The following is a 23,207-nucleotide window of genomic DNA, read 5'->3' as shown; positions in this document are numbered from 1 at the left end:
AGGGGGCTGCCGCCCCCTGGCACCCCCGCCTTCATTGGCGCTTCGCGCCTCGTCCTCAAACGCCGGACGGGCTTGAAATCCCTCGGGCGCCGGACGGGCTTCTTCTTGTCAGCGTGTAGCCGCCCACGCCTGCCAGGGCGGCCAGGGCGCCGCCCACGCCCGTCCAGATCCAGCGGCTCGTCCACCAGCCCGACGACCAGCCGTCCTCCGGCTCGGCCTCGGTGGTCGTGCCGCCCGGCACCAGGGGCGCGCCCAGGGTGCCGTCCACGGCCGCCGCGCCGCCGATGTCCTTCGACGTGGCCTCGACCTCGGCGGTGACCGGCTGGCCCAGGTCGGCGGTCTTCAGACCGGTCGCCGTCAGGCGCACGTAGTACGTGCCCGGCAGCGGGTCGTTCGCCCACGGCTCCGACCAGGCCCGGACCGTGCGCAGCACACAGGCCAGCTCCACCGACCCGGCGCCCTGCGGCGCGGTGCGCGCCTGCATGCCGTACATGCAGGACTGGCGGCGCCGCAGGCCGTCGTACACGTCGATCCGCCAGCGCGCGCTGGACGGCGCCGCCTTCGGCAGCTTCACGGTCGCCTTGACCGTGGGGCGCTGACCGGCGTCCGCCGGGAACGACCAGTACAGGTAGTCACCGGTCGAGGCGTTCGCCGTGGCCGTGTGGCCCTGCGCGATCTTCGTGGCCGTACGGAAGGAGGTGCCCGCGTCGGTGGGCTTGTCGTCGTCTCCGGAGGCGGCGAGCGCCGCGCCGGGAGCGAGCAGCGCCGCCAGACCGGCCAGGCCCACGGCTGCCAACAGCCTTGTCGTCCGCATCAGTTTGTCCTCCAGACCGCGATCCGCCAGCGCGAGAGCCAGCCCCACAGCACACCGCCCACGAAGCCGGTGAGCACCAGGGCGCCGAGCAGCCACCAGCCGCGGCCCAGGCCGAACGCCGCCACGTCGGAGGCGTCGTCCGGGGCGTCCACGACGTCGACGGCCAGCTCGACGGGCAGGCCCGGCTTGCCCTTGGCCGCGGCGGTGCCGTCGGCGGGCGCGTAGGAGTGCGACACCTGGAGGCAGACGGTCTCCTTCTCGTCGGCCTCGTCGTCGTCGCGCTCCGGCTTCGGGTAGCGCAGGCCCGCCGAGATGACGTCGGTGCGGCCGTCGCCCGCCTCCGAGCCGCGCACGATCTCCCGCTGGTGCTTCGTCACGGCCCGCAGCAGCACGCCGTAGTCGTCGCGCACGGCCCGGTCGGCGGCGATGCTCACCGAGGCGCGCAGCTCCTGCCCGGGCGCGACGTCCACGCGGTACCAGCGGTGCTCGCCGAACCGCGCGCGGTCGCTGTACAGGCCCGGCTTCAGCTCCGGGGCGGCGGCGCAGCTCTCGGCGCCGTCGACGGCCACCGGGTTGACCACCGGGTCGGCCGCGCGGTCCACCAACTGGCCCACACGGTCGGTGAGTTCGTCGGTGTGCCGGATGGACGTGTAGGTGCCGCCGGTGGCCTCGGCGATGCAGCTCAGCTGGGCGCGCATCTTGGTGTTGGGGACCAGGCCGAGGGTGTCGACGGTGAGGTTGATGCCCTTGGCGGCGATCTCCCGCGCCACCTCGCACGGGTCAAGGGGCTGGCAGGTGTCCTCGCCGTCGCTGATGAGGACGATGCGGCGCGAGCCCTCGCCGCCCTTCAGGTCGTCGGCGGCCTTCAGCAGCGCCGGGCCGATCGGCGTCCAGCCGGTGGGCGACAGGATGGCCACCGCCGTCTTGGCGTCCCGGCGGTCCAGCGGGCCCACCGGGTAGAGCTGCTCGGTGTCCTTGCAGCCGGTCCTGCGGTCGTCGCCGCGGTAGTTCGCGCCGAGGGTGCGGATGCCCAGCTCGACGTCCTTCGGGGTGGCGTCGATCACCTCGTTGAACGCCTGCTTCGCCGCCGCCATCCGGCTCTTGCCGTCGATGTCCCGGGCCCGCATCGAGCCGCTCACGTCGAGCACCAGCTCGACCTTGGGCTTCGGGCCGCCCTCGGAGTCGTCGGGTTCGTCGGCCGCGTACGCCGCCGAGGGCGCGAGCCCCATGCTCAGGGTCGCGACCAGGGCGCAGAGCCCCGTCGCGAACCGTTTTCCAATGATCATCAGCGGATCTTATGGATCAAGGTCCGGCGGCTCCAAAACGAGCGCGGGCCCGGGCTCGGGAACCGGCCAGGAACCCATCCGGTACGCGCCCGGGAACCGACCCGGTACGCGCCCGGGGACGACTCGGTACGCGCTCGGGAAAACCGTTTGCGCCGTCCGGTTAGGGTGACGGGTGTGCTGCGAGAAGTGACGGCTGTCCGGTATCTGGAACCCCTGCGGGCGGGCGGCTCCGTGCCCGGAGTCGTCGAGGCCGACGACCTCGGGACGTACGTCCTGAAGTTCACCGGCTCCGCGCAGGGCCGCAAGGCGCTGGTCGCCGAGATCGTCGTCGGCGAACTGGCCCGCCGCCTTGGCCTGCGTGTGCCGGAGCTGGTCCTCGCCCGCTTCGACCCCGCCCTCGGCGCGCACGAGCCGCACCAGGAGGTGCGCGACCTCCTCGACCGCAGCGCGGGCCTCAACCTGGGCATGGACTACCTGCCGGGCGCGGCCGACTTCACACCCGACACGGACCTGGACGTGGACCCGCTCGAGGCGGGCCGGGTCGTCTGGCTCGACGCGCTCACCGCGAACGTCGACCGCACGGTGCACAGCTCGAACCTGATGGTCTGGCCCACGTTCGGGGTGCGCGAGCCGAGCCTGTGGCTCATCGACCACGGCGCGGCCCTCGTCTTCCACCACCGCTGGGACGCCTCGACGGTCCTCGCCACCGCCGAGAAGGCCTACGACTTCCGCCAGCACGCCCTCGGCCGCTACGGCCCCGACGTCAAGAAGGCCGACGCGGAGCTGGCCCCGCTGGTGACCAAGGACCTGCTGCGCGAGATCACGGCCGAGATCCCCGACGTGTGGCTGGCCGACGAGCCGGGCTTCCCGACGCCGGACGCCCTGCGCGAGGCGTACGTCACGCACCTGGCGGCCCGTGCCCGCGCCTCCGCCGCCTGGCTCCCCACGGACTTCCCGTCCCGGGCGGAACTGGCGGCCGAGGCCGCGCTCCGCGCCCAGGCCACCGAGGCGGGCCGCCCCGCCTGGCTGAAGAAGGTCCCCAACCTCCACGGCGGCACACATTAGGCACCGGGCCAGAGGGAGCGCCCCGAAGGGGCGCGGGGAACTGCGCGCCCAGCCACGACGCACCCTGAGCTTCGAGATGAGGCCCTAGTTCACCAATTCACCGCAGCCGCTCATACGCGGGCAGCGTGAGGAAGTCCGCGTAGTCCTCGTCCAGGGAGACCTGGAGCAGCAGGTCATGGGCCTCCTGCCACTTGCCCGCGGCGAAGGCGTCCTCACCGAGCTCGCCGCGAATCGCGGCGAGCTCCGCCGCGGCGACCTCGCGCGCGAGGTCGGCCGTCGCGGTCCGCCCGTCGTCGAAGACGACGCCCGCGTTGATCCACTGCCAGATCTGCGACCGCGAGATCTCCGCCGTGGCCGCGTCCTCCATGAGGTTGAAGATGGCGACCGCGCCGAGGCCCCGCAGCCAGGCCTCGATGTAGCGGATGCCGACCTGGACGGCGTTGACCAGGCCGTCGTACGTGGGCTTCGCGTCGAGGGAGTCGATGGCGATGAGGTCGCCGGGGGCGACGGACACGTCCTCGCGCAGGCGGTCCTTCTGGTTCGGCCGGTCGCCGAGGACCTTGTCGAAGGACTCCATGGCGATGGGGACCAGGTCGGGGTGGGCGACCCAGGAGCCGTCGAAGCCGTCACCGGCCTCGCGGTCCTTGTCGGCCCGCACCTTCTCGAAGGCGACCTTGTTGATCTCGGGGTCCTTGCGGGAGGGGATGAACGCGGCCATGCCGCCGATGGCGTGCGCGCCGCGCTTGTGGCAGGTGCGCACGAGCAGTTCGGTGTAGGCGCGCATGAACGGGGCCGTCATCGTGACCGCGTTGCGGTCGGGCAGGACGAACTTGGGGCCGCCGTCGCGGAAGTTCTTGACGATGGAGAAGAGGTAGTCCCAGCGCCCTGCGTTGAGGCCGGAGGCGTGGTCGCGCAGTTCGTAGAGGATCTCCTCCATCTCGTACGCCGCGGTGATGGTCTCGATCAGGACCGTGGCGCGGATGGTGCCCTGCGGGATGCCCACGTGGTCCTGGGCGAAGACGAAGACGTCGTTCCAGAGGCGGGCCTCCAGGTGCGACTCGGTCTTCGGGAGGTAGAAGTACGGGCCCTTGCCGAGGTCGAGCAGGCGCTGGGCGTTGTGGAAGAAGTAGAGGCCGAAGTCGACGAGGGCGCCGGGGACGGGGCGGCCGTCCTCGTCCGTGAGGTGACGCTCATTCAGGTGCCAGCCGCGCGGGCGCATGACGACCGTGGCCAGCTCGGCGGCGTCCTTGAGGGCGTACGACTTGCCGGTGCGCTCGTCGGTGAAGTCGATGCGGCGCTCGTAGGCGTCGGTGAGGTTGAGCTGGCCGAGGATCACGTTCTCCCAGGTGGGGGCGGAGGCGTCCTCGAAGTCGGCGAGCCAGACCTTCGCGCCGGAGTTGAGCGCGTTGATGGTCATCTTGCGGTCGGTGGGGCCGGTGATCTCCACGCGGCGGTCGTTCAGGGCGGCCGGGGCGGGCGCGACCTTCCAGGAGTCGTCGGCGCGGACGGCGGCGGTCTGAGGCAGGAAGTCCAGCGTGGAGGTGCGGGCGATCTCGGCGCGGCGCTCGGCGCGGCGGGCCAGGAGCTCGTCGCGGCGGGGCGTGAACCGCCGGTGCAGCTCGGCCACGAAGGCGAGGGCCGCGGGGGTGAGGACCTCCTCCTGCCGGGGCAGGGGCTCGGCGTCGACGATGGCCAGCGGGGACGGCGCTGGTGCGGACATGAGCTGTCACTTCCTTCAGCGAGCTTGCGGCCCCGCGGCGCGGCACTCGGTCCGGCACTGAGTGCCGCGGTGCCGGAACACGGCTGCGGGCGCCGTCTGAGGTATCGGGCGCTTCTGATCAGTGGATACTAGTTTCCTCATAGTGGAAGTTCAATGGATTGTTGGCGTCGAGATTCTCTTCGTCGACAGAACGCGGCTCTGAGTGCCACGGCTGTCACTCCGTGTGGCCTCGGTCCCCGGGGCGGTCCCCGCGGCGCCGTCTGCGGGGCCGTTCGCGGGGGTTCCCTTCGGGTGTCACTCCAGGCCCTCCAGGTCCGAGAACGTGTCGATGTCGTACGGCGCGGCCACGTCCCCGCACTCCACCAGGGCCAGCTCGGCGGCGTGCTCCCGCAGATAGGCGCGGGCCCCCTGGTCGCCCGTCGCCGACGCGGCGATCCCGTCCCAGTGGTCGGCGCCGAACAGCACCGGGTGGCCGCGCTCGCCGTCGTACGACGCGGCGGCGAGCGTCGCGGGGGAGCGGTAGGCGGCAAGGAGCCGGGCGACGGCCGGGGCGCCGATGCCGGGCTGGTCGACGAGCAGGGCCAGCGCGGCGCGCGCGCCGGTGCCGACCAGCGAGTTCAGGCCGACGCGCAGGGAACTCCCCATGCCGTCACGCCAGTCGGGGTTGTCGACGAGGACGCAGTCCGGCAGGGTGGCCTGCTCGCGTACGACGTCGGCGGTGGCGCCGAGGACGATGTGCACCCGCGTGCAGCCGCCCTCGCGCAGCGCCCGTGCCGCCCGCTCCACGAACAGCTCGCCGCGGTGCTCCAGGAGCGCCTTCGGGCAGCCGCCGAGCCGCCGCCCGCCGCCAGCGGCGAGTAGCAGTCCGGAGACAGGAGGTGACAGTGATTCGGTCATGACTCTTGCTTACCGCATGGGATGTGGGGACCCTATTCCGGCCGGGGCGTGGCCGGAAAGAGTCGGCCGCTGCACAACGAGGTGCGAGGGGGCAGAGCTGTGTTGCGGAGCGTGGGGCAGAGAGCGGTGACGGACGGCGCGGTGACGGGCGGCTACGAGGATCCGCGGGTGACGGAGCTGCGGGCGGCGGTGTCGCGGCTGCGGCGTGAACTCGCCGCGTACCCAGGGGAGTTCCCCGACCGCGGCATAGCCGAGGACGAGTTAGCCGCACTCGCGGCGATGGCTGCCGCCGGGGATCCCGAGGCGCGGCGGTTGCGGCGGTCGCTGTTGCTGGTGGCCGGGGCGATGGGGTCGGTGAGCGCGTTGGCGGGGGCGTTGGCGGGGGTGCGGGGGGCTGTGGAGGGGTTCGGCCGGGCTTGAGCCCTCGCGGGGGGCGCCCCAGACCCGCCCCTTTCCCGAAACCATGGGGCTCCGCCCCCTGGCACCCCCCTTCATTGCCGCTTCGCGGCTCGTCCTCAAACGCCGGACGGGCTATATCCAGCCCGTCCGGCGTTTGAGGACGAGGCCGTCAGGCCGATTCGGGGGTGCCAGGGGGCTGGCCCCTGGTTCGGGAAGGGGCGGGGTTGGGGCCTACGCAGGCGCGGGCTAGGCCACCCACTCGCGGCCGTGGGCCGGGGGCGTTGCCTTCAGGCCAGTGGCCAGGGCCGCCGCCAGCCGCGCGGCGGCGGCCTCGCAGCGGTGCGGGGGCAGCACGTACGGAATCCGGAGGCGGTGCTCATGCGTACCGGGATCCGCGCCGAAGCGCGCCCCGCCCTCGATCCGCACCCCGTGCCCGCGCGCGGCGGCCGCCAGCGCCGAGGCGTAGGGCGCGCCCAGGTCCACCCACAGGCAGAGCCCGCCGGTCGGCAGCCGCCACCGCCACTCGGGCACCTCGCGGGTGAGCGCGGCGGCGAGCGCGTCGCGGGAGGCCCGCAGCCGGGGCAGCCGCTCGGCGAGCACGTCGTCGATGCCCGCGAGCAGCCGCAGCGCGACCAGCTGGTCGAGGACCGACGTCGCCATGTCCGTCGTGATGCGGGCCGTCGCCAGCTCCGTGACGAGGCGTGAGCCCGCCCGCACCCAGCCGATGCGCAGCCCGCCCCAGTGCGACTTGCTCAACGAGCCCACGGTGATGACCTGTTCGGCCACGCCGTGCGGGGCGAGCGAGGCGAACGGCGCGGGCGCGGGCACGTCCAGGGCGATGTCGGCGATCGTCTCGTCGATCAGCAGCCAGGTGCCGGTGGCGCGGGCCGCCTCCAGGACGCGCAGCCGCTGCTCGCGCTCCATCAGCGCGCCCGTCGGGTTCTGGAAGTCCGGTACGAGGTACGCGACGCGGGGCGCCGCCTGCCGCAGCGTCGACTCGACCAGGGCGGTGTCCCAGCCCGTGTCGGTCACCGGCACGGGCGCGGCCCGCAGGCCCGCCCGGACGATCGCGTCCAGGGCGTTCGGGTAGGACGGGTTCTCCACCACGACACGGTCGCCGGGGCGGCCCAGCAGGGTGAGGGTCAGCGAGATGGCGTGCTGCGCGCCGTTGGTGATGAGGATCTGCTCGGGCAGCGTGGGCAGGCCACGGCGCGTGTACCGGTCGGCGACCGCCGCCCGCAACCGGGGCAGCCCGTAGGGGTGGTAGCCCGCCGTCGGCGCGTGCCGCGGCAGTTCGGCGGCGGCCGCCGCGAGCGCGTCGGCGAGCGCGCCCTCCGGCGCCGGGGGCGCCGCCACCGCCAGGTCGATGACGTCCTCGTCGCCGTCGTCGACGCCGTACGCCGCCACGCTCGTCGGGCGGCTGCCCTCCGGCAGCTCCGTCCACGTGCTGGCGCCGCGGCGGCTGCGCGCGTACCCGCCGTCGCGCAGCAGGTCGTACGCGGCCGTCACCGTGGCCCGGCTGACACCCAGTGCCGCGGCCAGTTCGCGCTCGGCGGGCAGCCGGGTGTGCAGCGGCACCCGGCCGTCGAGCAGCAGTGTGCGCACGGCCGCCGCGAGCGCGCGGTATCCGGGCCGGGCGCCCGCCGTGTCCGTGACGAGCCCCGCCAGCTTCGTACCGCCCAGGCGCCTGTCCACGGAGTGGACCACGTGCTCCCCAGCCATGCCAGATCCTTCCGATTGGCCCTGCCGTCCAGGCCAATCAGCGTACAGAGTCACGATCAACCGTGGTGTTGGCCGGGGAACTGGCCTAGGGAGCGGAGCGATGGACATGACGGAGGTGTCCGGCCCGGGGCGCGTGGTCGTGGGCGTCAGCGGGGCGGAGGGGGACCTGGCGGGGCTCGCCGCGCTGCGTGCGGGGGCGCGGGAGGCGCGGCTGCGCGGGGTGCCGCTGGTCGCGGTGCACGCGTGGGAGCCGCCGGAGGGGGAGGGGCTGTATCTGCGGCACCCCGACCGGGCGTGGGCGCGGCACTGGTACGGGGTGGCCCGGGAGCGGCTGGAGCGGGCCTTTGAGGAGGCGTTCGGGGGGCTGCCGGAGGGGGTGGCCGTGGAGCGGCGGGTGGTGCGGGACCGGCCCGGGCGGGCGCTGCTCGGTGTGGCCCGCGGGGAGGGGGACCTGCTGGTGCTCGGGGCGGGCGGCCGGGCGCGGCGGGGGAGGGTGCGGCGGTATGTCGACGCGCGCGCTCGGTGCGCGGTGCTGGTGGTACGGGGCCCGGCGCCGCCGCGGGGGGTGCGGCGGGCGCTGCGGGGGGTGACGGTGGCGGACTTCGCTTCCCTGCCGGATGGCCCCCGATCCCGCCGCTGAAAGGGGCGGGTGGGCGGGGAACATCCGCCGCGAAGCGGCGGATCACGGAGAGCCGACGACGGCGAGCAAGCGACAGATCCAGCCCGCCCGGCGCGTGAGGGCGAGGCGCGAAGCGCCGATCAGGGCGGTCCAGGGCGCCCCCGCCAGCGTCAGTGGGACAGGGCCTCGGACAGCTCCGCCGCCACCTGCTGCAGCACCGGCACGATCGCCCGCGTCGCCTCGTCGGTGACGCGCCCGGCGGGGCCGGAGATGGAGATGGCCGCCGCGGTGGGCGAGTCGGGCACGGGCACGGCCAGGCACCGCACGCCGATCTCCTGCTCGTTGTCGTCCACGGCGTACCCGGCCCTGCGCACCTCGTCGAGCGCGGCGAGGAACCCGTCCGGCGTCGTGATGGTCTTCTCCGTGGCGGCGGGCATCCCGGTCCGGGCCAGCAGCGCGCGCACCTCGTCCGGCGGAGCGTCGGCCAGCAGCGCCTTGCCGACGCCCGTGGAGTGCGGAAGCACCCGGCGGCCGACTTCGGTGAACATGCGCATGGAGTGCTTGGACGGCACCTGCGCCACGTACACGACCTCGTCGCCGTCGAGCAGCGCCATGTTGGCGGTCTCGCCGGTCTCCTCGACCAGGCGCGCCAGGTAGGGCCGCGCCCAGGTGCCGAGCAGGCGGGAGGCGGACTCGCCGAGGCGGATCAGACGGGGGCCGAGCGCGTACCGGCGGTTGGGCTGCTGGCGCACGTACCCGCAGGCGACCAGGGTGCGCATCAGGCGGTGGATCGTCGGCAGCGGCAGGCCGCTGCTCGCGGACAGCTCGCTGAGGCCGACCTCGCCGCCCGCGTCGGCCATGCGCTCCAGCAGGTCGAAGGCGCGCTCAAGGGACTGGACGCCACCGGTCGCGGCGGGCGGTGCGGGCTTCGCGGCGTCGGGGGTCCTTGCGCTTGACGTCGGCACGGCGCGTTCCTTTCAACTGGCAGGCGTATGCAGCCTACCGGCAGCTCCCGCGGGCGTACGCGGAGCGGGCGGGGCGTCGGCGCCGGTCAGTGGGTGTTTGTCCGGTCTCGGGCGGGGGTTCCGACCGCTCTTGACGGTCGCTGTTGTGCGTAGCTACGTTCTGATGGGTGGAATTGTCTTTCCACTTTGTGGAAACGTATAGGCCCTTGACGGAGTGCGCGGCGGCGGGAAAACTCCCTCGGCAGGGACTTCAACAGATCGTTGAAGTTCGTGGGCCCGCCCGATCCCCGCGATTCCCCGCGATGTCCCGTGGCTCCCGCGCGGTCCGCAGGCGTGCCCGCGGTGTGCCGCGGCGCGCCCGAGGCCTGCCCGAGGCGGCGTGAGGCGCGTCCAGGTGTGCTCAGGTGCGCCCAGGCGTGCCGGGAGGTGCCGGGGGCGCCGCGGTTCAGAACCGAAGAGACGACTCAGAACCGAAGAGACGACAGAGAGGGGCCCCGGTGTCCGACGTGGAAGACGTGGAACTGGTGCTGCGCTCCACGCGCGTGGTCACCCCCGACGGCACGCGCGCCGCGTCCGTCGCCGTCCGCGACGGGATCATCGCGTCGGTGGACGCGTACGACGCCGACGTACCCCCGGCGCCCGCCTGGAGGACCTCGGCGACGACGTCCTGCTGCCCGGCCTCGTCGACACCCACGTCCACGTCAACGACCCCGGCCGCACCGAGTGGGAGGGCTTCTGGACCGCCACCCGCGCCGCCGCGGCGGGCGGCATCACCACGCTCGTCGACATGCCGCTCAACTCCCTGCCGCCGACCACGACCGTGGACCACCTGCGCGTCAAGCAGGACGTCGCCCGCCCCAAGGCGCACGTCGACGTCGGCTTCTGGGGCGGCGCGCTGCCCGACAACACGGCGGACCTGAAGCCGCTGCACGACGCGGGCGTCTTCGGCTTCAAGTGCTTCCTCTCGCCCTCGGGAGTCGATGAGTTCCCGGAGCTGAACCAGGATCAACTCGCCGCCGCCATGGGGGAGATCGCCGGGTTCGACGGGCTGCTCATCGTGCACGCCGAGGACCCCCGCGAGCTGGCCGCCGCGCCCGTCAGGACCGGCCCCCGGTACGCGGACTACCTCGACACCCGGCCGCGGATCTCCGAGGACACCGCCATCGAGGGCCTGATCGCGCTCGCCCGGCGCATCGGCGCCCGCGTGCACGTGCTGCACCTGTCGTCGTCCGACGCGCTCCCGCTGATCGCCGCCGCCAAGCGCGACGGGGTGCGCCTGACCGTCGAGACCTGCCCGCACTACCTCACCCTCACCGCCGAGGAAGTCCCCGACGGCGCCAGCGAGTTCAAGTGCTGCCCGCCCATCCGCGAGGCCGCCAACCAGGACCTGCTGTGGCGGGCGCTCGCCGACGGCACCGTCGACTGCGTCGTCACCGACCACTCCCCGTCCACCGCCGACCTCAAGACCGCCGACTTCGCCACCGCCTGGGGCGGCATTTCCGGGCTCCAGCTCAGCCTCTCCGCGATGTGGACCGAGGCGCGGCGGCGCGGCCACACCCTCGACGACCTCGCGCGCTGGATGTCCGCCAACACCGCGCGCCTCGTCGGACTCGACCACAAGGGCGCCATCGAGGCGGGGCGCGACGCGGACTTCGCGGTCCTCGCGCCCGACGCCACCTTCACCGTCGACCCCGCCCGCCTCCAGCACCGCAACCACGTCACCGCCTACGTGGGCAGAACCCTCAGCGGCGTCGTCAGGTCCACCTGGCTGCGGGGCCAACGCATTGTGTCCGAGGGCGAGTTCACCGCGCCCGCGGGCCGACTCCTGGAAAGGAAGAACTGATCACCGTGACGGCGATACCTTCGTTCACCGGCGACGCGAAGCCCTACGGCGGCGGCGAGCCCTACGCCGACTACCGCACCGCCGACTTCCCCTTCACCCGGTACGCCAACCTCGCCGACCGCGCGCTCGGCGCCGCGGTCATCGCCGCCAACGACGAGTTCTTCGCCATGCGGGAGAACCTGCTGCTGCCGGGCGCCGCCGAGTTCGACCCCGAGCACTTCGGCCACAAGGGCAAGGTCATGGACGGCTGGGAGACTCGCCGCCGCCGCGGCGTCAGCGCCGAGCAGCCGTGGCCCGCCGAGGACGACCACGACTGGGCCCTGATCCGCCTCGGCGCCCCCGGCGTGGTCCACGGCGTCGTCGTCGACACCGCCCACTTCCGCGGCAACTACCCGCAGGCCGTCTCCGTGGAGGGCGCGAACGTCGAGGGCGCCCCGACGCCCGGGGAACTCCTCGCCGACGACGTCAAGTGGACCACCCTCGTCCCGCGCACGCCCGTCGGCGGCCACGCCGCGAACGGCTTCGCCGTCGACGTACCCCAGCGCTTCACCCACCTGCGGCTCAACCAGCACCCCGACGGCGGCATCGCCCGCCTGCGCGTGCACGGCGAGGTCGTCGCCGACCCCCTGTGGCTCAGCGCGCTCGGCACCTTCGACGTCGTCGCCCTGGAGCACGGCGGCCGGGTCGAGGACGCCTCCGACCGCTTCTACTCGCCCGCCACCAACACCATCCAGCCCGGCCGGTCCCGGAAGATGGACGACGGCTGGGAGACCCGGCGGCGGCGTGACCGGGGGCACGACTGGATCCGCTACCGGCTGGTCGCGCGGGCCGAGGTGCGCGCCCTGGAAATCGACACCGCGTACCTGAAGGGCAACGCCGCCGGGTGGGCGTCGGTGTCCCTCCGCGACGGGGAGAGCGGGGCGTGGGTGGAGGTGCTGCCGCGGACCCGGCTGCAGCCGGACACCAACCACCGGTTCGTCTTCGACGCGGGGCTCGTCGGCACGCACGCGCGGGTCGACATCTTCCCCGACGGGGGGATCTCGCGCCTGCGGCTGTTCGGCGCGCTGACGCAGGACGGCGCGCGGTCGCTGGCGTCCCGCCACCGCGAACTGGGCGGCTGACCCTCGCGGGGCGCATGCCCTGCTGCTGGGGGCTCGTCGCTGCTGGGGCTCGTCCTCGAACGCCGGACAGGCTGGAACCCTGCGGCAGGTTCGCCCCTCCGGCGTTCGAGGAGCGGGGTCCGGGGCGGAGCCCCAGTTCGGGAAGGGGCGGGTCTGGGGCCACCCGGCAGGGCACCGCTACGCGGCGTGGCCCCCGTCCACCGACACCTCCGCCCCCGTCACGTACCCGGCCTCGTCCCCCGCCAGATACGCCACCAGGGACGCCACCTCGTCGGCCTGCCCGAAGCGACCCACCGCCGTCCCGGCGGCCTGGGACTCGGCGAACGGCCCGTCCGCGGGGTTCATGTCGGTGTCGATGGGCCCGGGGTGCACCACGTTCGCGGTGATGCCCCGCTCGCCCAGCTCCCGGGCGAGCGCCTTGGTGAGCCCGATCAGCGCGGCCTTGCTGGTCGCGTACAGCGTCGCGCCCGGCCCCGGCACCCGCTGGGCGACGCAGCTGCCGATGGTGATGACCCGCCCGCCCCGCCCCATGCGCGCGGCCGCGGCCTGGGAGGCCAGGAACACCCCGCGGACGTTCACGTCGAGCACCCGGTCGACGTCGGCGAGGGCCAGCGTCTCCAGGGGGCCGAGCACGCCGACGCCCGCGTTGTTGACGAGGATGTCCAGGCCGCCCAGGTCGTCCGCGGCGCGCTCCACGGCGCCCGCCGCGTCCCCGGCGTCCGCGGCGTCGGCCCGTACGGCGAAGCCGCGCCGCCCGGCGGTCTCGATCTTGGCGACGACCTCGCGGGCCGCCTCCTCGCCCCGTACGTAGGTGATCGCCACGTCGGCGCCCTCCTGGGCGAGCCGGATCGCGGTCGCGGCGCCGATGCCGCGGCTCCCGCCGGTGACCAGGGCCGTCTTTCCGATGAGTGAAGACATGTCGGTTCCTCGCATGACATTCGGTGATCAGTCGCGTTCATGTGCTTGCGGGTTCAATCAAAGCGGCGTACGCACCCCGGGGCTGGCGGGAAACGGACGCCCAGCTCCGTGGCGGACCGGCGCCCGGCGAGCGATGAGTTCCGGACCGCACCAGGGTCTGAAGAGAGGGGGCGGCCCCGGCACCGAGACCGGCGGCGACCCGGCACCGAGACCGGCAGCGACCCCGGCAGCGACCCCGGCACCGAGACACGGAAGAGGCACCGCCATGAAGCTCACGCTCACCCAGTTCGTCACCCTCGACGGCGTCGTCCAGGCCCCGGGCGGCCCGGAGGAGGACCCGAGCGGCGGGTTCACGCACGGCGGCTGGTCCGTGCCGTACGGGGACGAGGACTTCGGCCGGTTCATGACCGAGGTGTTCGACCGGGCGGACGCGTTCCTGCTGGGACGGCGTACGTACGACGTCTTCGCCGCGTACTGGCCGAGGGTGACCGACCCCGAGGACCCCATCGCCACCCGGCTCAACGGCCTGCCGAAGTACGTGGCCAGCACCACCCTCACCGGCGCCGACTGGCAGGGTACGGAGGTCATCGGCCGCGAGGACCTGGTCAAGGACGTCACCGCGCTCAAGGAGCGGCCCGGCCGCGAGCTCCAGCTGCACGGCAGCGCGGACCTCGCGCGGTCCCTGCTGGCACACGACCTGGTCGACGCGCTGCACCTGCTGACGTTCCCCGTGGTCCTCGGCTCCGGCGGCCGCCTGTTCGCCGAGGGCGGCCTGCCCACCGCGTTCCGGCACACCGGCTCCCGTACGACGTCCAAGGGCGTCGCCATCAACTCGTACGAGCGCGCGGGGCGGCCGGAGTACGGGAGCTACGGTTAACTCCTGGAAAATTCCTGTGACTTGCGTGTGCTTGTCATTGACACCTCAACCTCTACGCGCGTCACACTGGGGTCATGCGAATCCCCCCACGGATCACACGAATCGTCAGCGTCTCCGCTCTCGCCGGTGCCCTGCTCGTCGGCGGCACCGCCACCGGCGTGGCGACGGCGGCGCCCGCCGCCCCGTCCGCGCCCGCGGGCCACTCCGTCGCCGCGGTCGGCGAGATCTGCTATTCGGACCTGCCCGCGCAGGCCCACGACACCCTCGAACTGATCGAGCGGGGCGGGCCGTTCCCGTACCCGCAGGACGGCACCGTCTTCCAGAACAGGGAGGGCATCCTGCCGAAGCAGAGCACCGGCTACTACCACGAGTACACCGTCAAGACCCCGGGCTCGTCCGACCGCGGTGCCCGCCGCATCGTCACCGGCGAGCGCGCCCAGGAGGACTACTACACCGCCGACCACTACCGGTCGTTCGACCTGGTCGACCACGGCTGCTGACCCCGGGCGGCACGGGCCGGGTCACCCGGGCCCGCCCCGGCTCTCGGCGGCGGCGAACAGCGCGCCCGCGAGCACCACGAGCGCGACGCTCAGATACAGCTCGTAGCCCTCGGCGAAGCCGACGCGCTGGACGACGCCCCAGCCGCGCAGCCGACCGCTGAACTCGTGCACCAGGCCCACGGCGCCCTGGAACAGCAGAACGACACCGACACCTTCGAGAAGCCGCTTCATGGCACCGAGCCTCGCCCCGCGGACCCCCCACGCACATCGGCCGCGGGGCGCGGCCGTGCCCGCCGCGAGACGGCCCGGCGCCGGGCGCCGGTGCGCCGAAAGTCGCTGGTGGCGCGACTTTCGTAGCCGATCGCCGCACGCGGACGGGCGCCGCGGCCCGGGGTGCGTAGATTGGTCGCTTGTGAACGACAGCGCACGGACCCAGCCGGGAGCCGGGCGGGCCCCCGACGCGGGATCCTCGTCCCCCGACGTGGGACCCCCGTCCCCCGGCGCGGGATCTCCGTCCCCGGACAAGGGATCCCCGTCCCGCGACGCGGCGGCCCGCGCGGTGGACCTCGACCCCGTGACCCGGCGCAAGTGGTTCCTGCCCTCGGCCATCGCCGCCGAGCTGGACCCCGACCGGCAGCAGGGCCGCACCCGCGCCCGGCGCACCCTGCGGGACTGGCTCGTGGACTTCGCCTGCTTCCTGGTGGCCGTGTTCATCGGGATGGTCGCCGCCGACGAGCTGTCCCGGAACCCCGGCGGCCTCTCCGGCGCCGTGGTCAACTTCGACCAGCTCGTCGGCGCGCTGTCCTGCGCCGCCGTCTGGGCGCGCAGGCGCTGGCCGTTCGGCCTGGCCGTCGCGATGGCCCTGGCCGGGATCGTGTCGACCACCGCGGGCGGCGCCGCCCTCGTCGCCTACTTCACCCTCGCGGTGCACCGGCCCTTCCGGTACTGCGCGTGGGTCGGCGGCGCCGCCGTCACCCTGTCGCTGGTCTTCTTCTGGCTGCGGCCCGACCCGGAACTGCCGTACGTCGCCAGCGTCGTACTGAACGCGGCCTTCGTGGCGACCGCCGTCGCCTGGGGCATGTTCGTCCGCGCCCGGCGGCAGCTCCTGATCGCGCTGCGCGACCGGGCCCGGCGGGCCGAGAGCGAGGCCGCGCTCCGCGCCGAACAGGCCCAGCGGCTCGCCCGCGAGGCCATCGCGCGGGAGATGCACGACGTCCTCGCGCACCGCCTCACCCTGCTCAGCGTGCACGCGGGCGCCCTGGAGTTCCGGCCCGACGCGCCTCAGGAGGAGATCGCCCGCGCCGCCGGAGTCATCCGCGAGAGCGCGCACGAGGCCCTCCAGGACCTGCGCCAGGTGATCGGCGTGCTGCGCGGCGGCGACGCCGACGACTCCGGGCGCCCCCAGCCCACCCTCGCCGCCCTGGACACCCTGGTCGCCGAGTCCCGCGAGGCGGACATGAAGGTCGTGCTCGACCTGCGCGTCTCCGAACCCAAGGCGGTGCCCGCGGCGACCGGCCGCACCGCCTACCGCATCGCCCAGGAGGCCCTGACCAACGCCCGCAAGCACGCGCCGGGCGCCGAGGTGACCGTCACCGTGGCGGGCACCCCCGAGGAGGGCCTGACCCTGACCGTCAGCAACCCGGCGCCCCCCGGTGACGTGCCCCACGTCCCCGGCTCGGGGCAGGGGCTCATCGGGCTCACCGAGCGCGCCTCGCTCGCGGGCGGGCGGCTCAGCCACGGCACCCGGCCCGACGGCGGGTTCCAGGTGGAGGCGTGGCTGCCCTGGGGGTGACCGTTCCGAGGGTGACCGTACTGGGGTGACCGTCTGGGGGTGACCGTCCTGGGGGTGACCCGCTGGAGGGAAGCTCAACTTCCGGTTCGCCGGGGCCTGCTGGGAGCGGGCCCGCGCCGCCCGGCTACCATCGGCCGCCGCAAGCGCAAACGTTCGCAACCGGAGAGGTGAACGCCGTGACGGGGGAGAGCGCGCCGGACGACACCGGCCACTCGCACGAAGGCACACCGTTCCCACGCATACCGAAACTCCCACGCATACGGAAACTCCCACGCGTACGGAAACGGCTCAGAACCCGGCGCGGCGCGCTCGCCGTCGCCAGCGCCGTCGCCGTGCTCGCCGCCGGGCTCGGCACCTGGACGACGGATACCTGGCCCTTCGACGAGGACCGCGACCGCTACTGCTGGGGCGCCTGGGAGCAGGACAGCGGGCCCGGAGTGCTCGGTGACGAGGCCTTCGACGGCGCGGACGGCCGCAGCCGCACCGCCCGCGGCACCGCGCCGACGCCCGCCGAGCCGCGGGGCGGCTGCGTGCTCGCGGTGCGCTCCCAGCACACGTTCAGCGACGGCGACAAGGGCGTCCAGGACACCGAGGTGACGCTCACCTACGGGCCCGCGCCCAGGGCGGCGGCCGCCCGCGTCGAGTGGATCACCACGTTCCTCGGCGACCGCGCGGTGCCGCTGCCCGAGGGGCTGCCCGGCGCCGTCGACGGCCGCCACGGACTGCTGGTGCTGCCCGAGCGCTGCGACACCCGCGACGGGCGGCCCACGGCCGTCACCGTGCGGGCCGAGGAGAAGGGGCCGCGGGACGTCATCGGCGGCAAGGGCCTCGGCAGCGCCGACGACGCCGTGGAACTCCTGCTGGCCGCCGCGAACACGGGCATGCGGGCCGCGGGCTGCGCCCCGAAGGAGCCGCTCCGCGTCACCTCGCCGCTGCTGCGGCTGCCGGAGCAGGAGGACACCTCGCCGTCCACCGCCGCCTGCCGCATCCAGGGGCTCGACGTCGAGGCCGGGTTCGCCGAGGACACGGCGCTGCGCGTGGAGGCCCAGACCGGCGCGGTCACCGACGGCCTACAGGCCTGCTCGGCGCGGATCGGCCGCTCCGCGCTGCGCGGGGAGCGCGAGGACACCCGGATCTTCGACGCCCTGATGGTGCGCGAGCCGCGGCTTTCGGCGCTGCTCGACGGCGTGACCGGCAGCGCGCCGCCCGCGCGCGGCTGGCGCGGCACCGGCGTCTTCGCCGACGGCCACCAGATCGTGCGGGCCCGGTGCGCGGGCCGCCCGACGACGTTCCTGCTGCTCGGCTCCACGGCGCGGGAGACCCGGGGCTACTTCACCGCCTTCACCAACGGCGTGACCCGCCGCCTCGGGTGCGCGCCGGTCGCACCGTCCGCGACCGAGCCGGTCACACCGTCCGCAGCCGAGGGGGAGCACCGATGAGCGACGCGAGGAACGACGGCGGGGCGACACCCGAGAGGGAGGCGGCGTCGGCTGCCGGGGCCGAGGCCGGTGGGGAGCTGAGGGAAACCGGCAACGCCAGCCGGGACTCCGGCACCAGCCGGGACTCCGGTACCGGCCGGGACTCCGGTACCGGCCGGGACCCCGGTACCGGCCGGGACCCCGACACCACCGGGGGAGACGTGGCCGCCGCGACCGCCGCGGCACCCGGGCCGCGCAGGCCCTGGTGGCACTGGCGGCAACTCACCCGCGGCCGGGTGCGGCCCGCCGTCGCCGCCGCGCTCGCCGGGGCGCTGCTCGGCGGCACGGGCGTGGCCTGGCAGGCCGAGGCGGGGCCGTTCGCCAGGGAGCGGGCGTGCTGGGGCGCGTTCGACGAGGACGACGTGGCGGACCTCTTCCACGGCAAGCGGGACATCGAGGCCGCGGAGATACCCGTGAGCCGCGACCGGATCGCCTCGGAGGGCCCGTCCGGCACCTGCACGCTGAAGTCCCCGCGCGGCGCCCGCGTCACCGCCCGGGTGCACCAGCTCGACGTCCGGTTCGGCGGCGCGGGCGACCAGTGGGCCGACGCGTACCTGTCCGCGCGCATGACACCGCTCGGCGGCGGCCTGCTCGGCATGGTGTCGGACACGCGCGCCTGGCTCGCGGTCCCGGAGGGCTGCGTCGGCAGACAGGACGAGCGCGAGGGCCCCCTCGTCGTCGACCTGGAGCGGGGCTGGACCGTGTACGACGAGGAGGTGGACACCGACGAACGCGCCCGGCTCGCCCGCGCCGTGGTCACGCTCGTCAACGACTACATGACCGACCAGGGCTGCGAGCGCACCCTCGCCGACCCCTCCGCCCGCCTCGCCGCGCCCGCCCGGTTCACGGCCGAGAAGCGCGACGCGGTCTGTGGCGTCAAGGGCCTGCGCCTGCGCGCCGGACGGCCCGACACCTACCGCAGCCCGCTGGTCACCGCGGGCGACGCGCCGGTGCGCACCTGCGACCGGGACGTGCTCTTCGACCACCCCTCGCTGCGCCTGATGACCGTTGAGGACCCCCGGCTCGCCGTGCTCTACAAGAACCTGTCGTACGACGGCGGGCACCAGCGCATCACGGCCGTCGGCGACACCAAGCGGTACACCAGGGGAACCGGCTTCCTCCGCGACGACATGGCCCTCTACCAGGCCCGGTGCCAGACCGGCGACGTCACCTTCCTGATCCGGGCGGACGACGGGGAGCGGGCCGCCGACATCCGCGCCCTCATGCCCCGCTACGTGGCCGCCGAGGCCGACCGCGTGGGCTGCGGCCCGCTGCGCCTGAGGTTGCCCGGGTGACCCCGCGCGGCGCCGCACCGGCCCGGGGCGGGCCCCCGCCCCGGGCTCGTTACGGTAGCCCCATGAAACCGATCAGGCTCCTGCTCGTCGACGACGACCCGCTGGTCCGCGCCGGACTGTCCTTCATGCTCGGCGGCGCGGACGACATCGAGATCGTGGGCGAGGCGGGGGACGGCAGCGAGGTCGCCGCCCTCGTGGGCCGGACGCGGCCCGACGTGGTCCTGATGGACATCCGCATGCCGACCGTCGACGGGCTCACCGCCACCGAGGCGCTGCGCGAGCGGCCCGACGCCCCCGAGGTCATCGTCCTCACCACCTTCCACGCCGACGAGCAGGTGCTGCGGGCGCTGCGGGCCGGGGCCGCCGGGTTCGTCCTCAAGGACACGGCGCCCGCGGAGATCGTGGCGGCGGTGCGGTCCGTGGCCGCGGGGGAGCCCGTGCTCTCGCCCACCGTGACCCAGCAGCTCATCTCCCAGGTGACCGGGGGCGGCCCCCAACTCGACCGGCGGCGGCGGGCGTTGACCCGGCTCGACGCCCTGGGGGAGCGCGAGCGGGAGGTGGCCGTCGCCGTGGGGCGCGGGGCGTCCAACGCCGACATCGCCGCCGAACTGTACCTGTCCGTCGCCACCGTCAAGGCCCATGTCTCCCGGGTCCTCACCAAGCTGGACCTCAACAACCGGGTCCAGATCGCCCTCCTGGTCCACGACGCGGGCCTACTGGACGGCTCCTGAACGCCGGACGGGCCGGGTCTTCGCGGGCTGGGCTGGATTCTGCCGGTGCGGCAGCGTCTTAGCCCGTCCGGCGTTTGAGGACGAGGCGCGCAGCGCCAATCAAGCCGCGCCGGGCGCCCACGCCAGAAAGAGGCGCAGGGCGCCCACGCCAGAAAGAGGCCCCCCGCGAGGGAACCGGGCGGCGGTGGCGTTCGTTCACCCGCCACAGCCGCCGAGCCGCGGGGAGCCGCCATGGCAGACCGAAACGCAGAGGTCATCGACCTGGGTGCGTACGAGGACTTCACCGCCGACCCCCACCCCGTCTACGCCGAGTTGAGGGCCCGCGGCCCCATCCACAGAGTCCGCTTCCCGCCCCCGGACCACGAGGACGACCACTACTTGGTGGTGGACCACGAGCTGGCGAGGGCCACCCTCGCCGACCCCCGCCTGACCAAGTCGAGTGACGGCTTCGACAGGGAGCTGCCGGACGAGAAGCTGATCGGCCCGCACCTGCTGTCGGTGGACCCGCCCCGCCACACCCGCCTGCGCGGCCTGATCGCCCGGGAGTTCACCGCCCGCCGCGTCCAGGCGATGGCCCCGCGCGTCCAGGAGATCACGGACGGCCTCCTGGACGCGATGCTCGCCGCGGGCGACCGCGCCGACCTGGTGGAGGCCCTGGCCTTCCCGCTGCCCATGACGGTCATCTGCGAGCTGCTCGGCGTCCCGGACCTGGACCGCGACGAGTTCCGCCGCATGTCGAACGAGGCCATCACGCCGACCACGGAGGCCTGGGAGGAGACGGTCTACGCCGAACTGGCCGCGTATCTGGACATCCTGATAGCGGCCAAGCGCGCGACCCCGGGCGACGACCTGCTCAGCGCCCTGGTGCGCACGCGCGCGGAGGACGGCGACCGCCTGTCCCACGAGGAACTGCGCGGCATGGCCTACCTCCTGCTGATCGCGGGCCACGAGACGACGGTCCACCTCATCACCAACACCGTGCACGCGCTGCTCAGCCGCCCCGCCCAACTGGCCGCGCTGCGCGCCGACATGAGCCTCCTCGACGGCGCCGTCGAGGAAGGCCTGCGCCACGAGAGCCCGGTGGAGAACTCGACCTACCGCTTCACCACCGAGCCCACCGAGATGGGCGGTCTCCTGGTGCCCGCCGGGTCGGCCGTCGTCGTGGGCCTGGCCGCCGCCAACCACGACCCGGGGAAGTACGGCACCCCGCACGACTTCGACCTGCGCCGCGCCCCCCAGGGCCACGTGGCCTTCGGGCACGGCATCCACTTCTGCCTGGGCGCCCCGCTGGCCCGCCTGGAGGGCCGCATAGCCCTGCGCACGCTCCTGGAGCGCTGCCCGGACCTCACCCTGGACGGCACGCCGACCGACTGGCGCCCGGGCCTGCTGATGCGGGGCCTGAGAAGGCTGGACGTGCGCTGGTAGCGCCTCAGGCGGCCGCGCCCCGGCGGTAGGCAGCAGTAGTTACCGGGTGGTAGAAGTCCTGCCATGACAGACGCCGCGCCCGCCCCGGGCCCCCTGGACCTCACGCTCGCCCAGCAGACCCTGGCCGCCCAGCCGTTCAGCCTGCACCTGGGCGCCGAGCTGACCGCCTTCGGCGACGGCGGGGCCACCCTGGAGATCCCGCTGCGGAAGGAACTCCTCCAGCAGAACGGCTTCGTGCACGGCGGCGTCCTGGCGTACGCGGCGGACAACGGCATCACCTTCGCCGCGGGCACCGCCCTCGGCGCCGCCGTGCTGACCTCCGGCTTCACCATCCAGTATGTGCGCCCGGCCAGCGGAGCGCGCCTGGTGGCCCGCGCCCGGGTCGCCGACGCGACGCGCCGTCAGGCCGTGGTCCGCTGCGACCTGTTCGCCGTGGACGCCGACGGCGCCGAGGTGCTGTGCGCGATGGCCCAGGGCACGGTCAGGACCACCGGCCAAGGCGCCGGACCGGCCTCGGGGAGGGGGTGACCCCGGGGCCGCCAGGACCCGGCGGTGGCCATGGGGCCGCCGCCAGGTGCCGGTGGTCTCCGTCACGCCCCGGCGATCTCCGTCAGGCGCACCGGCCGCCGCTCGGCCCGCGACAGCTCGCACGCCTCCGCGATCCGCAGCGCGTGCAGCGCCTCCCGGCCGTCGCAGGGGTTGTCGAGCCGACCGCGCACGACGTCCACGAACGCGGCCAGCTCCGCCTCGTACGCCGGGGCGAAGCGCTCCAGGAAGCCGGGCCAGGGCTTGTCCGGCGCGGCCGGTCCGTCCGGCTCGGCGGAGGTGAGCGGGGTGCGGGCGTCGACGCCGACGGCGATCTGGTCGGCCTCCCCGGCCAGCTCCATGCGGACGTCGTACCCGGCGCCGTTGCACCGCGTCGCCGTCGCCGTCGCGAGCGTGCCGTCGTCCAGGGTCAGGAGCACCGCCGCGGTGTCCACGTCGCCCGCCTCGCGGAACATCGCGGGCCCGGCGTCGGACCCGGTGGCGTACACCTCGGTGACCTCCCGGCCCGTCACCCAGCGCAGGACGTCGAAGTCGTGCACCAGGCAGTCGCGGTACAGGCCGCCGGACAGCGGCAGGTACGCGGCCGGGGGCGGCGCCGGGTCCGAGGTCATGGCGCGGACCGTGTGCAGCCGCCCGAGCCGTCCGGCCCGCACCGCCGCGCGCGCCGCCCGGTACCCGGCGTCGAAGCGCCGCTGGAAGCCCAGCTGCAGAACCGTTCCCGCCGACTCGACCTCGGCGAGCGCGGCCAGCGTCCCCGCCAGGTCGAGGGCGATGGGCTTCTCGCAGAACACTGGAAGGCCCGCCCGCGCCGCCCGGCCGATCAGCCGCGCGTGCGCCGAGGTCGCCGCCGTGATCACCACCGCGTCCACGCCCGCGGCGGCCGCGAACAGGGCGTCCACCGAGTCCGCGGCCGTCGCCCCGGTGCGGGCGGCGAGGTCCGTGGCGCGCGCCGCGTCCACGTCCGCGACCAGCAGCGACTCCACCTCCGGATGGCGGGCCAGGACCGCCGCGTGGAAGGTGCCGATACGTCCCGTTCCGATCAGTCCGATGCGCATGGGCCCCACCTTCGCGACGGACCCGCGCCCCTGTCAATGCTTTGTCCTGACAACAGAACTTCCGAACTTCCCGTCATCTTCTCCCCCGACTACGCTCGCCCCGTGACCGAACCAGCAGCAGCCAAAGCCGCGAAACCGG

The 23,207-nt window shown here is 74.3% G+C and carries 21 protein-coding genes and 1 pseudogene; 13 read left to right on the top strand and 9 right to left on the bottom strand.

Annotated features, from left to right (window positions below; genetic code table 11):
* Positions 1–55: 55 nt before the first annotated feature.
* Both ACOBQU_RS08085 and ACOBQU_RS08080 read right to left on the bottom strand, forming a co-directional pair.
* Positions 56–814 (bottom strand): hypothetical protein, encoded by a 759-nt coding sequence (locus ACOBQU_RS08085; RefSeq protein ID WP_423625312.1) that lies wholly within the window; start codon positions 812–814, stop codon positions 56–58.
* Positions 814–2,100 carry a VWA domain-containing protein gene (locus ACOBQU_RS08080; protein WP_423625310.1) on the bottom strand — a complete coding sequence of 429 codons (1,287 nt, stop codon included), beginning with the start codon at positions 2,098–2,100 and terminating at the stop codon, positions 814–816. Before ACOBQU_RS08080 ends, ACOBQU_RS08085 begins: the two co-directional genes overlap by 1 nt.
* A gap of 174 nt (positions 2,101–2,274) precedes the next feature.
* Between ACOBQU_RS08080 and ACOBQU_RS08075 the strand changes: the two genes are divergently transcribed.
* Positions 2,275–3,165, top strand: coding sequence for a HipA family kinase (locus ACOBQU_RS08075; protein WP_423625308.1), 891 nt, complete (start codon positions 2,275–2,277; stop codon positions 3,163–3,165).
* Between the two features lie 97 nt (positions 3,166–3,262).
* Here ACOBQU_RS08075 and aceB read toward each other — a convergent pair whose 3' ends face one another.
* Positions 3,263–4,885 (bottom strand): malate synthase A, encoded by a 1,623-nt coding sequence (aceB, locus tag ACOBQU_RS08070; RefSeq protein ID WP_423625307.1) that lies wholly within the window; start codon positions 4,883–4,885, stop codon positions 3,263–3,265.
* Positions 4,886–5,179: 294 nt separating this feature from the next.
* On the bottom strand, positions 5,180–5,782 hold the full coding sequence (locus tag ACOBQU_RS08065; protein WP_423625305.1) for a nucleotidyltransferase family protein: 603 nt from the start codon (positions 5,780–5,782) through the stop codon (positions 5,180–5,182).
* A 99-nt stretch (positions 5,783–5,881) separates the two neighbouring features.
* Between ACOBQU_RS08065 and ACOBQU_RS08060 the strand changes: the two genes are divergently transcribed.
* Entirely contained in the window at positions 5,882–6,202 is a 321-nt protein-coding gene (locus tag ACOBQU_RS08060) for a DUF5955 family protein (protein WP_423625303.1), read from the top strand.
* Positions 6,203–6,427: 225 nt separating this feature from the next.
* Here ACOBQU_RS08060 and ACOBQU_RS08055 read toward each other — a convergent pair whose 3' ends face one another.
* Complete coding sequence (locus ACOBQU_RS08055) at positions 6,428–7,903, bottom strand: PLP-dependent aminotransferase family protein (RefSeq protein WP_423625302.1); 1,476 nt, start codon at positions 7,901–7,903, stop codon at positions 6,428–6,430.
* 100 nt (positions 7,904–8,003) lie between these two features.
* On the opposite strand from ACOBQU_RS08055, the gene ACOBQU_RS08050 reads away from it, so the two are divergent.
* Positions 8,004–8,543: a universal stress protein gene (locus tag ACOBQU_RS08050; RefSeq protein WP_423625300.1), complete on the top strand. Its 540-nt coding sequence runs from the start codon at positions 8,004–8,006 to the stop codon at positions 8,541–8,543.
* Positions 8,544–8,692: 149 nt separating this feature from the next.
* On the opposite strand, the gene ACOBQU_RS08045 is transcribed toward ACOBQU_RS08050, so the two are convergent.
* Positions 8,693–9,487 (bottom strand): IclR family transcriptional regulator, encoded by a 795-nt coding sequence (locus tag ACOBQU_RS08045; RefSeq protein WP_423625298.1) that lies wholly within the window; start codon positions 9,485–9,487, stop codon positions 8,693–8,695.
* A gap of 506 nt (positions 9,488–9,993) precedes the next feature.
* On the opposite strand from ACOBQU_RS08045, the pseudogene allB reads away from it, so the two are divergent.
* Together allB and alc are read left to right on the top strand one after the other, a co-directional pair.
* A pseudogene (gene allB, locus ACOBQU_RS08040) lies at positions 9,994–11,330 on the top strand (allantoinase AllB).
* 5 nt (positions 11,331–11,335) lie between these two features.
* Positions 11,336–12,451 (top strand): allantoicase, encoded by a 1,116-nt coding sequence (gene alc, locus ACOBQU_RS08035; RefSeq protein WP_423625296.1) that lies wholly within the window; start codon positions 11,336–11,338, stop codon positions 12,449–12,451.
* Between the two features lie 177 nt (positions 12,452–12,628).
* On the opposite strand, the gene ACOBQU_RS08030 is transcribed toward alc, so the two are convergent.
* Positions 12,629–13,369 (bottom strand): 3-oxoacyl-ACP reductase family protein, encoded by a 741-nt coding sequence (locus ACOBQU_RS08030; RefSeq protein WP_423625294.1) that lies wholly within the window; start codon positions 13,367–13,369, stop codon positions 12,629–12,631.
* A 265-nt stretch (positions 13,370–13,634) separates the two neighbouring features.
* Between ACOBQU_RS08030 and ACOBQU_RS08025 the strand changes: the two genes are divergently transcribed.
* Both ACOBQU_RS08025 and ACOBQU_RS08020 read left to right on the top strand, forming a co-directional pair.
* The gene (locus ACOBQU_RS08025) at positions 13,635–14,246 is read left to right on the top strand and encodes a dihydrofolate reductase family protein (protein WP_423625292.1); all 612 of its coding nucleotides are present in this window, start codon (positions 13,635–13,637) and stop codon (positions 14,244–14,246) included.
* Between the two features lie 74 nt (positions 14,247–14,320).
* Positions 14,321–14,746, top strand: a complete 426-nt coding sequence (locus tag ACOBQU_RS08020) for a ribonuclease (protein WP_423625290.1) — start codon at positions 14,321–14,323, stop codon at positions 14,744–14,746.
* 21 nt (positions 14,747–14,767) lie between these two features.
* Here ACOBQU_RS08020 and ACOBQU_RS08015 read toward each other — a convergent pair whose 3' ends face one another.
* Entirely contained in the window at positions 14,768–14,977 is a 210-nt protein-coding gene (locus ACOBQU_RS08015; protein ID WP_423625288.1) for a hypothetical protein, read from the bottom strand.
* Between the two features lie 328 nt (positions 14,978–15,305).
* On the opposite strand from ACOBQU_RS08015, the gene ACOBQU_RS08010 reads away from it, so the two are divergent.
* The 6 genes from ACOBQU_RS08010 to ACOBQU_RS07985 all read left to right on the top strand — a co-directional run bounded on the left by ACOBQU_RS08010 (position 15,306) and on the right by ACOBQU_RS07985 (position 21,995).
* Complete coding sequence (locus ACOBQU_RS08010; RefSeq protein ID WP_423634332.1) at positions 15,306–16,538, top strand: histidine kinase; 1,233 nt, start codon at positions 15,306–15,308, stop codon at positions 16,536–16,538.
* A gap of 176 nt (positions 16,539–16,714) precedes the next feature.
* Positions 16,715–17,977: a hypothetical protein gene (locus ACOBQU_RS08005; RefSeq protein WP_423625287.1), complete on the top strand. Its 1,263-nt coding sequence runs from the start codon at positions 16,715–16,717 to the stop codon at positions 17,975–17,977.
* Positions 17,974–19,311 carry a hypothetical protein gene (locus ACOBQU_RS08000; protein ID WP_423625286.1) on the top strand — a complete coding sequence of 446 codons (1,338 nt, stop codon included), beginning with the start codon at positions 17,974–17,976 and terminating at the stop codon, positions 19,309–19,311. Before ACOBQU_RS08005 ends, ACOBQU_RS08000 begins: the two co-directional genes overlap by 4 nt.
* Positions 19,312–19,373: 62 nt before the next feature.
* Positions 19,374–20,042 carry a response regulator gene (locus ACOBQU_RS07995; protein ID WP_423625284.1) on the top strand — a complete coding sequence of 223 codons (669 nt, stop codon included), beginning with the start codon at positions 19,374–19,376 and terminating at the stop codon, positions 20,040–20,042.
* 231 nt (positions 20,043–20,273) lie between these two features.
* Positions 20,274–21,467, top strand: coding sequence for a cytochrome P450 family protein (locus ACOBQU_RS07990; RefSeq protein WP_423625282.1), 1,194 nt, complete (start codon positions 20,274–20,276; stop codon positions 21,465–21,467).
* Positions 21,468–21,530: 63 nt separating this feature from the next.
* The gene (locus ACOBQU_RS07985) at positions 21,531–21,995 is read left to right on the top strand and encodes a PaaI family thioesterase (RefSeq protein WP_423625280.1); all 465 of its coding nucleotides are present in this window, start codon (positions 21,531–21,533) and stop codon (positions 21,993–21,995) included.
* Positions 21,996–22,057: 62 nt separating this feature from the next.
* Here ACOBQU_RS07985 and ACOBQU_RS07980 read toward each other — a convergent pair whose 3' ends face one another.
* The gene (locus ACOBQU_RS07980) at positions 22,058–23,068 is read right to left on the bottom strand and encodes a Gfo/Idh/MocA family protein (protein WP_423625278.1); all 1,011 of its coding nucleotides are present in this window, start codon (positions 23,066–23,068) and stop codon (positions 22,058–22,060) included.
* Positions 23,069–23,207: the final 139 nt, after the last annotated feature.

The organism is Streptomyces sp. G45 (assembly GCF_049542095.1).
Lineage (GTDB): Bacteria > Actinomycetota > Actinomycetes > Streptomycetales > Streptomycetaceae > Streptomyces.
The sequence above is the reverse complement of the archived record's forward strand: the minus strand, read 5'-3'. Positions and strand labels throughout refer to the sequence as shown.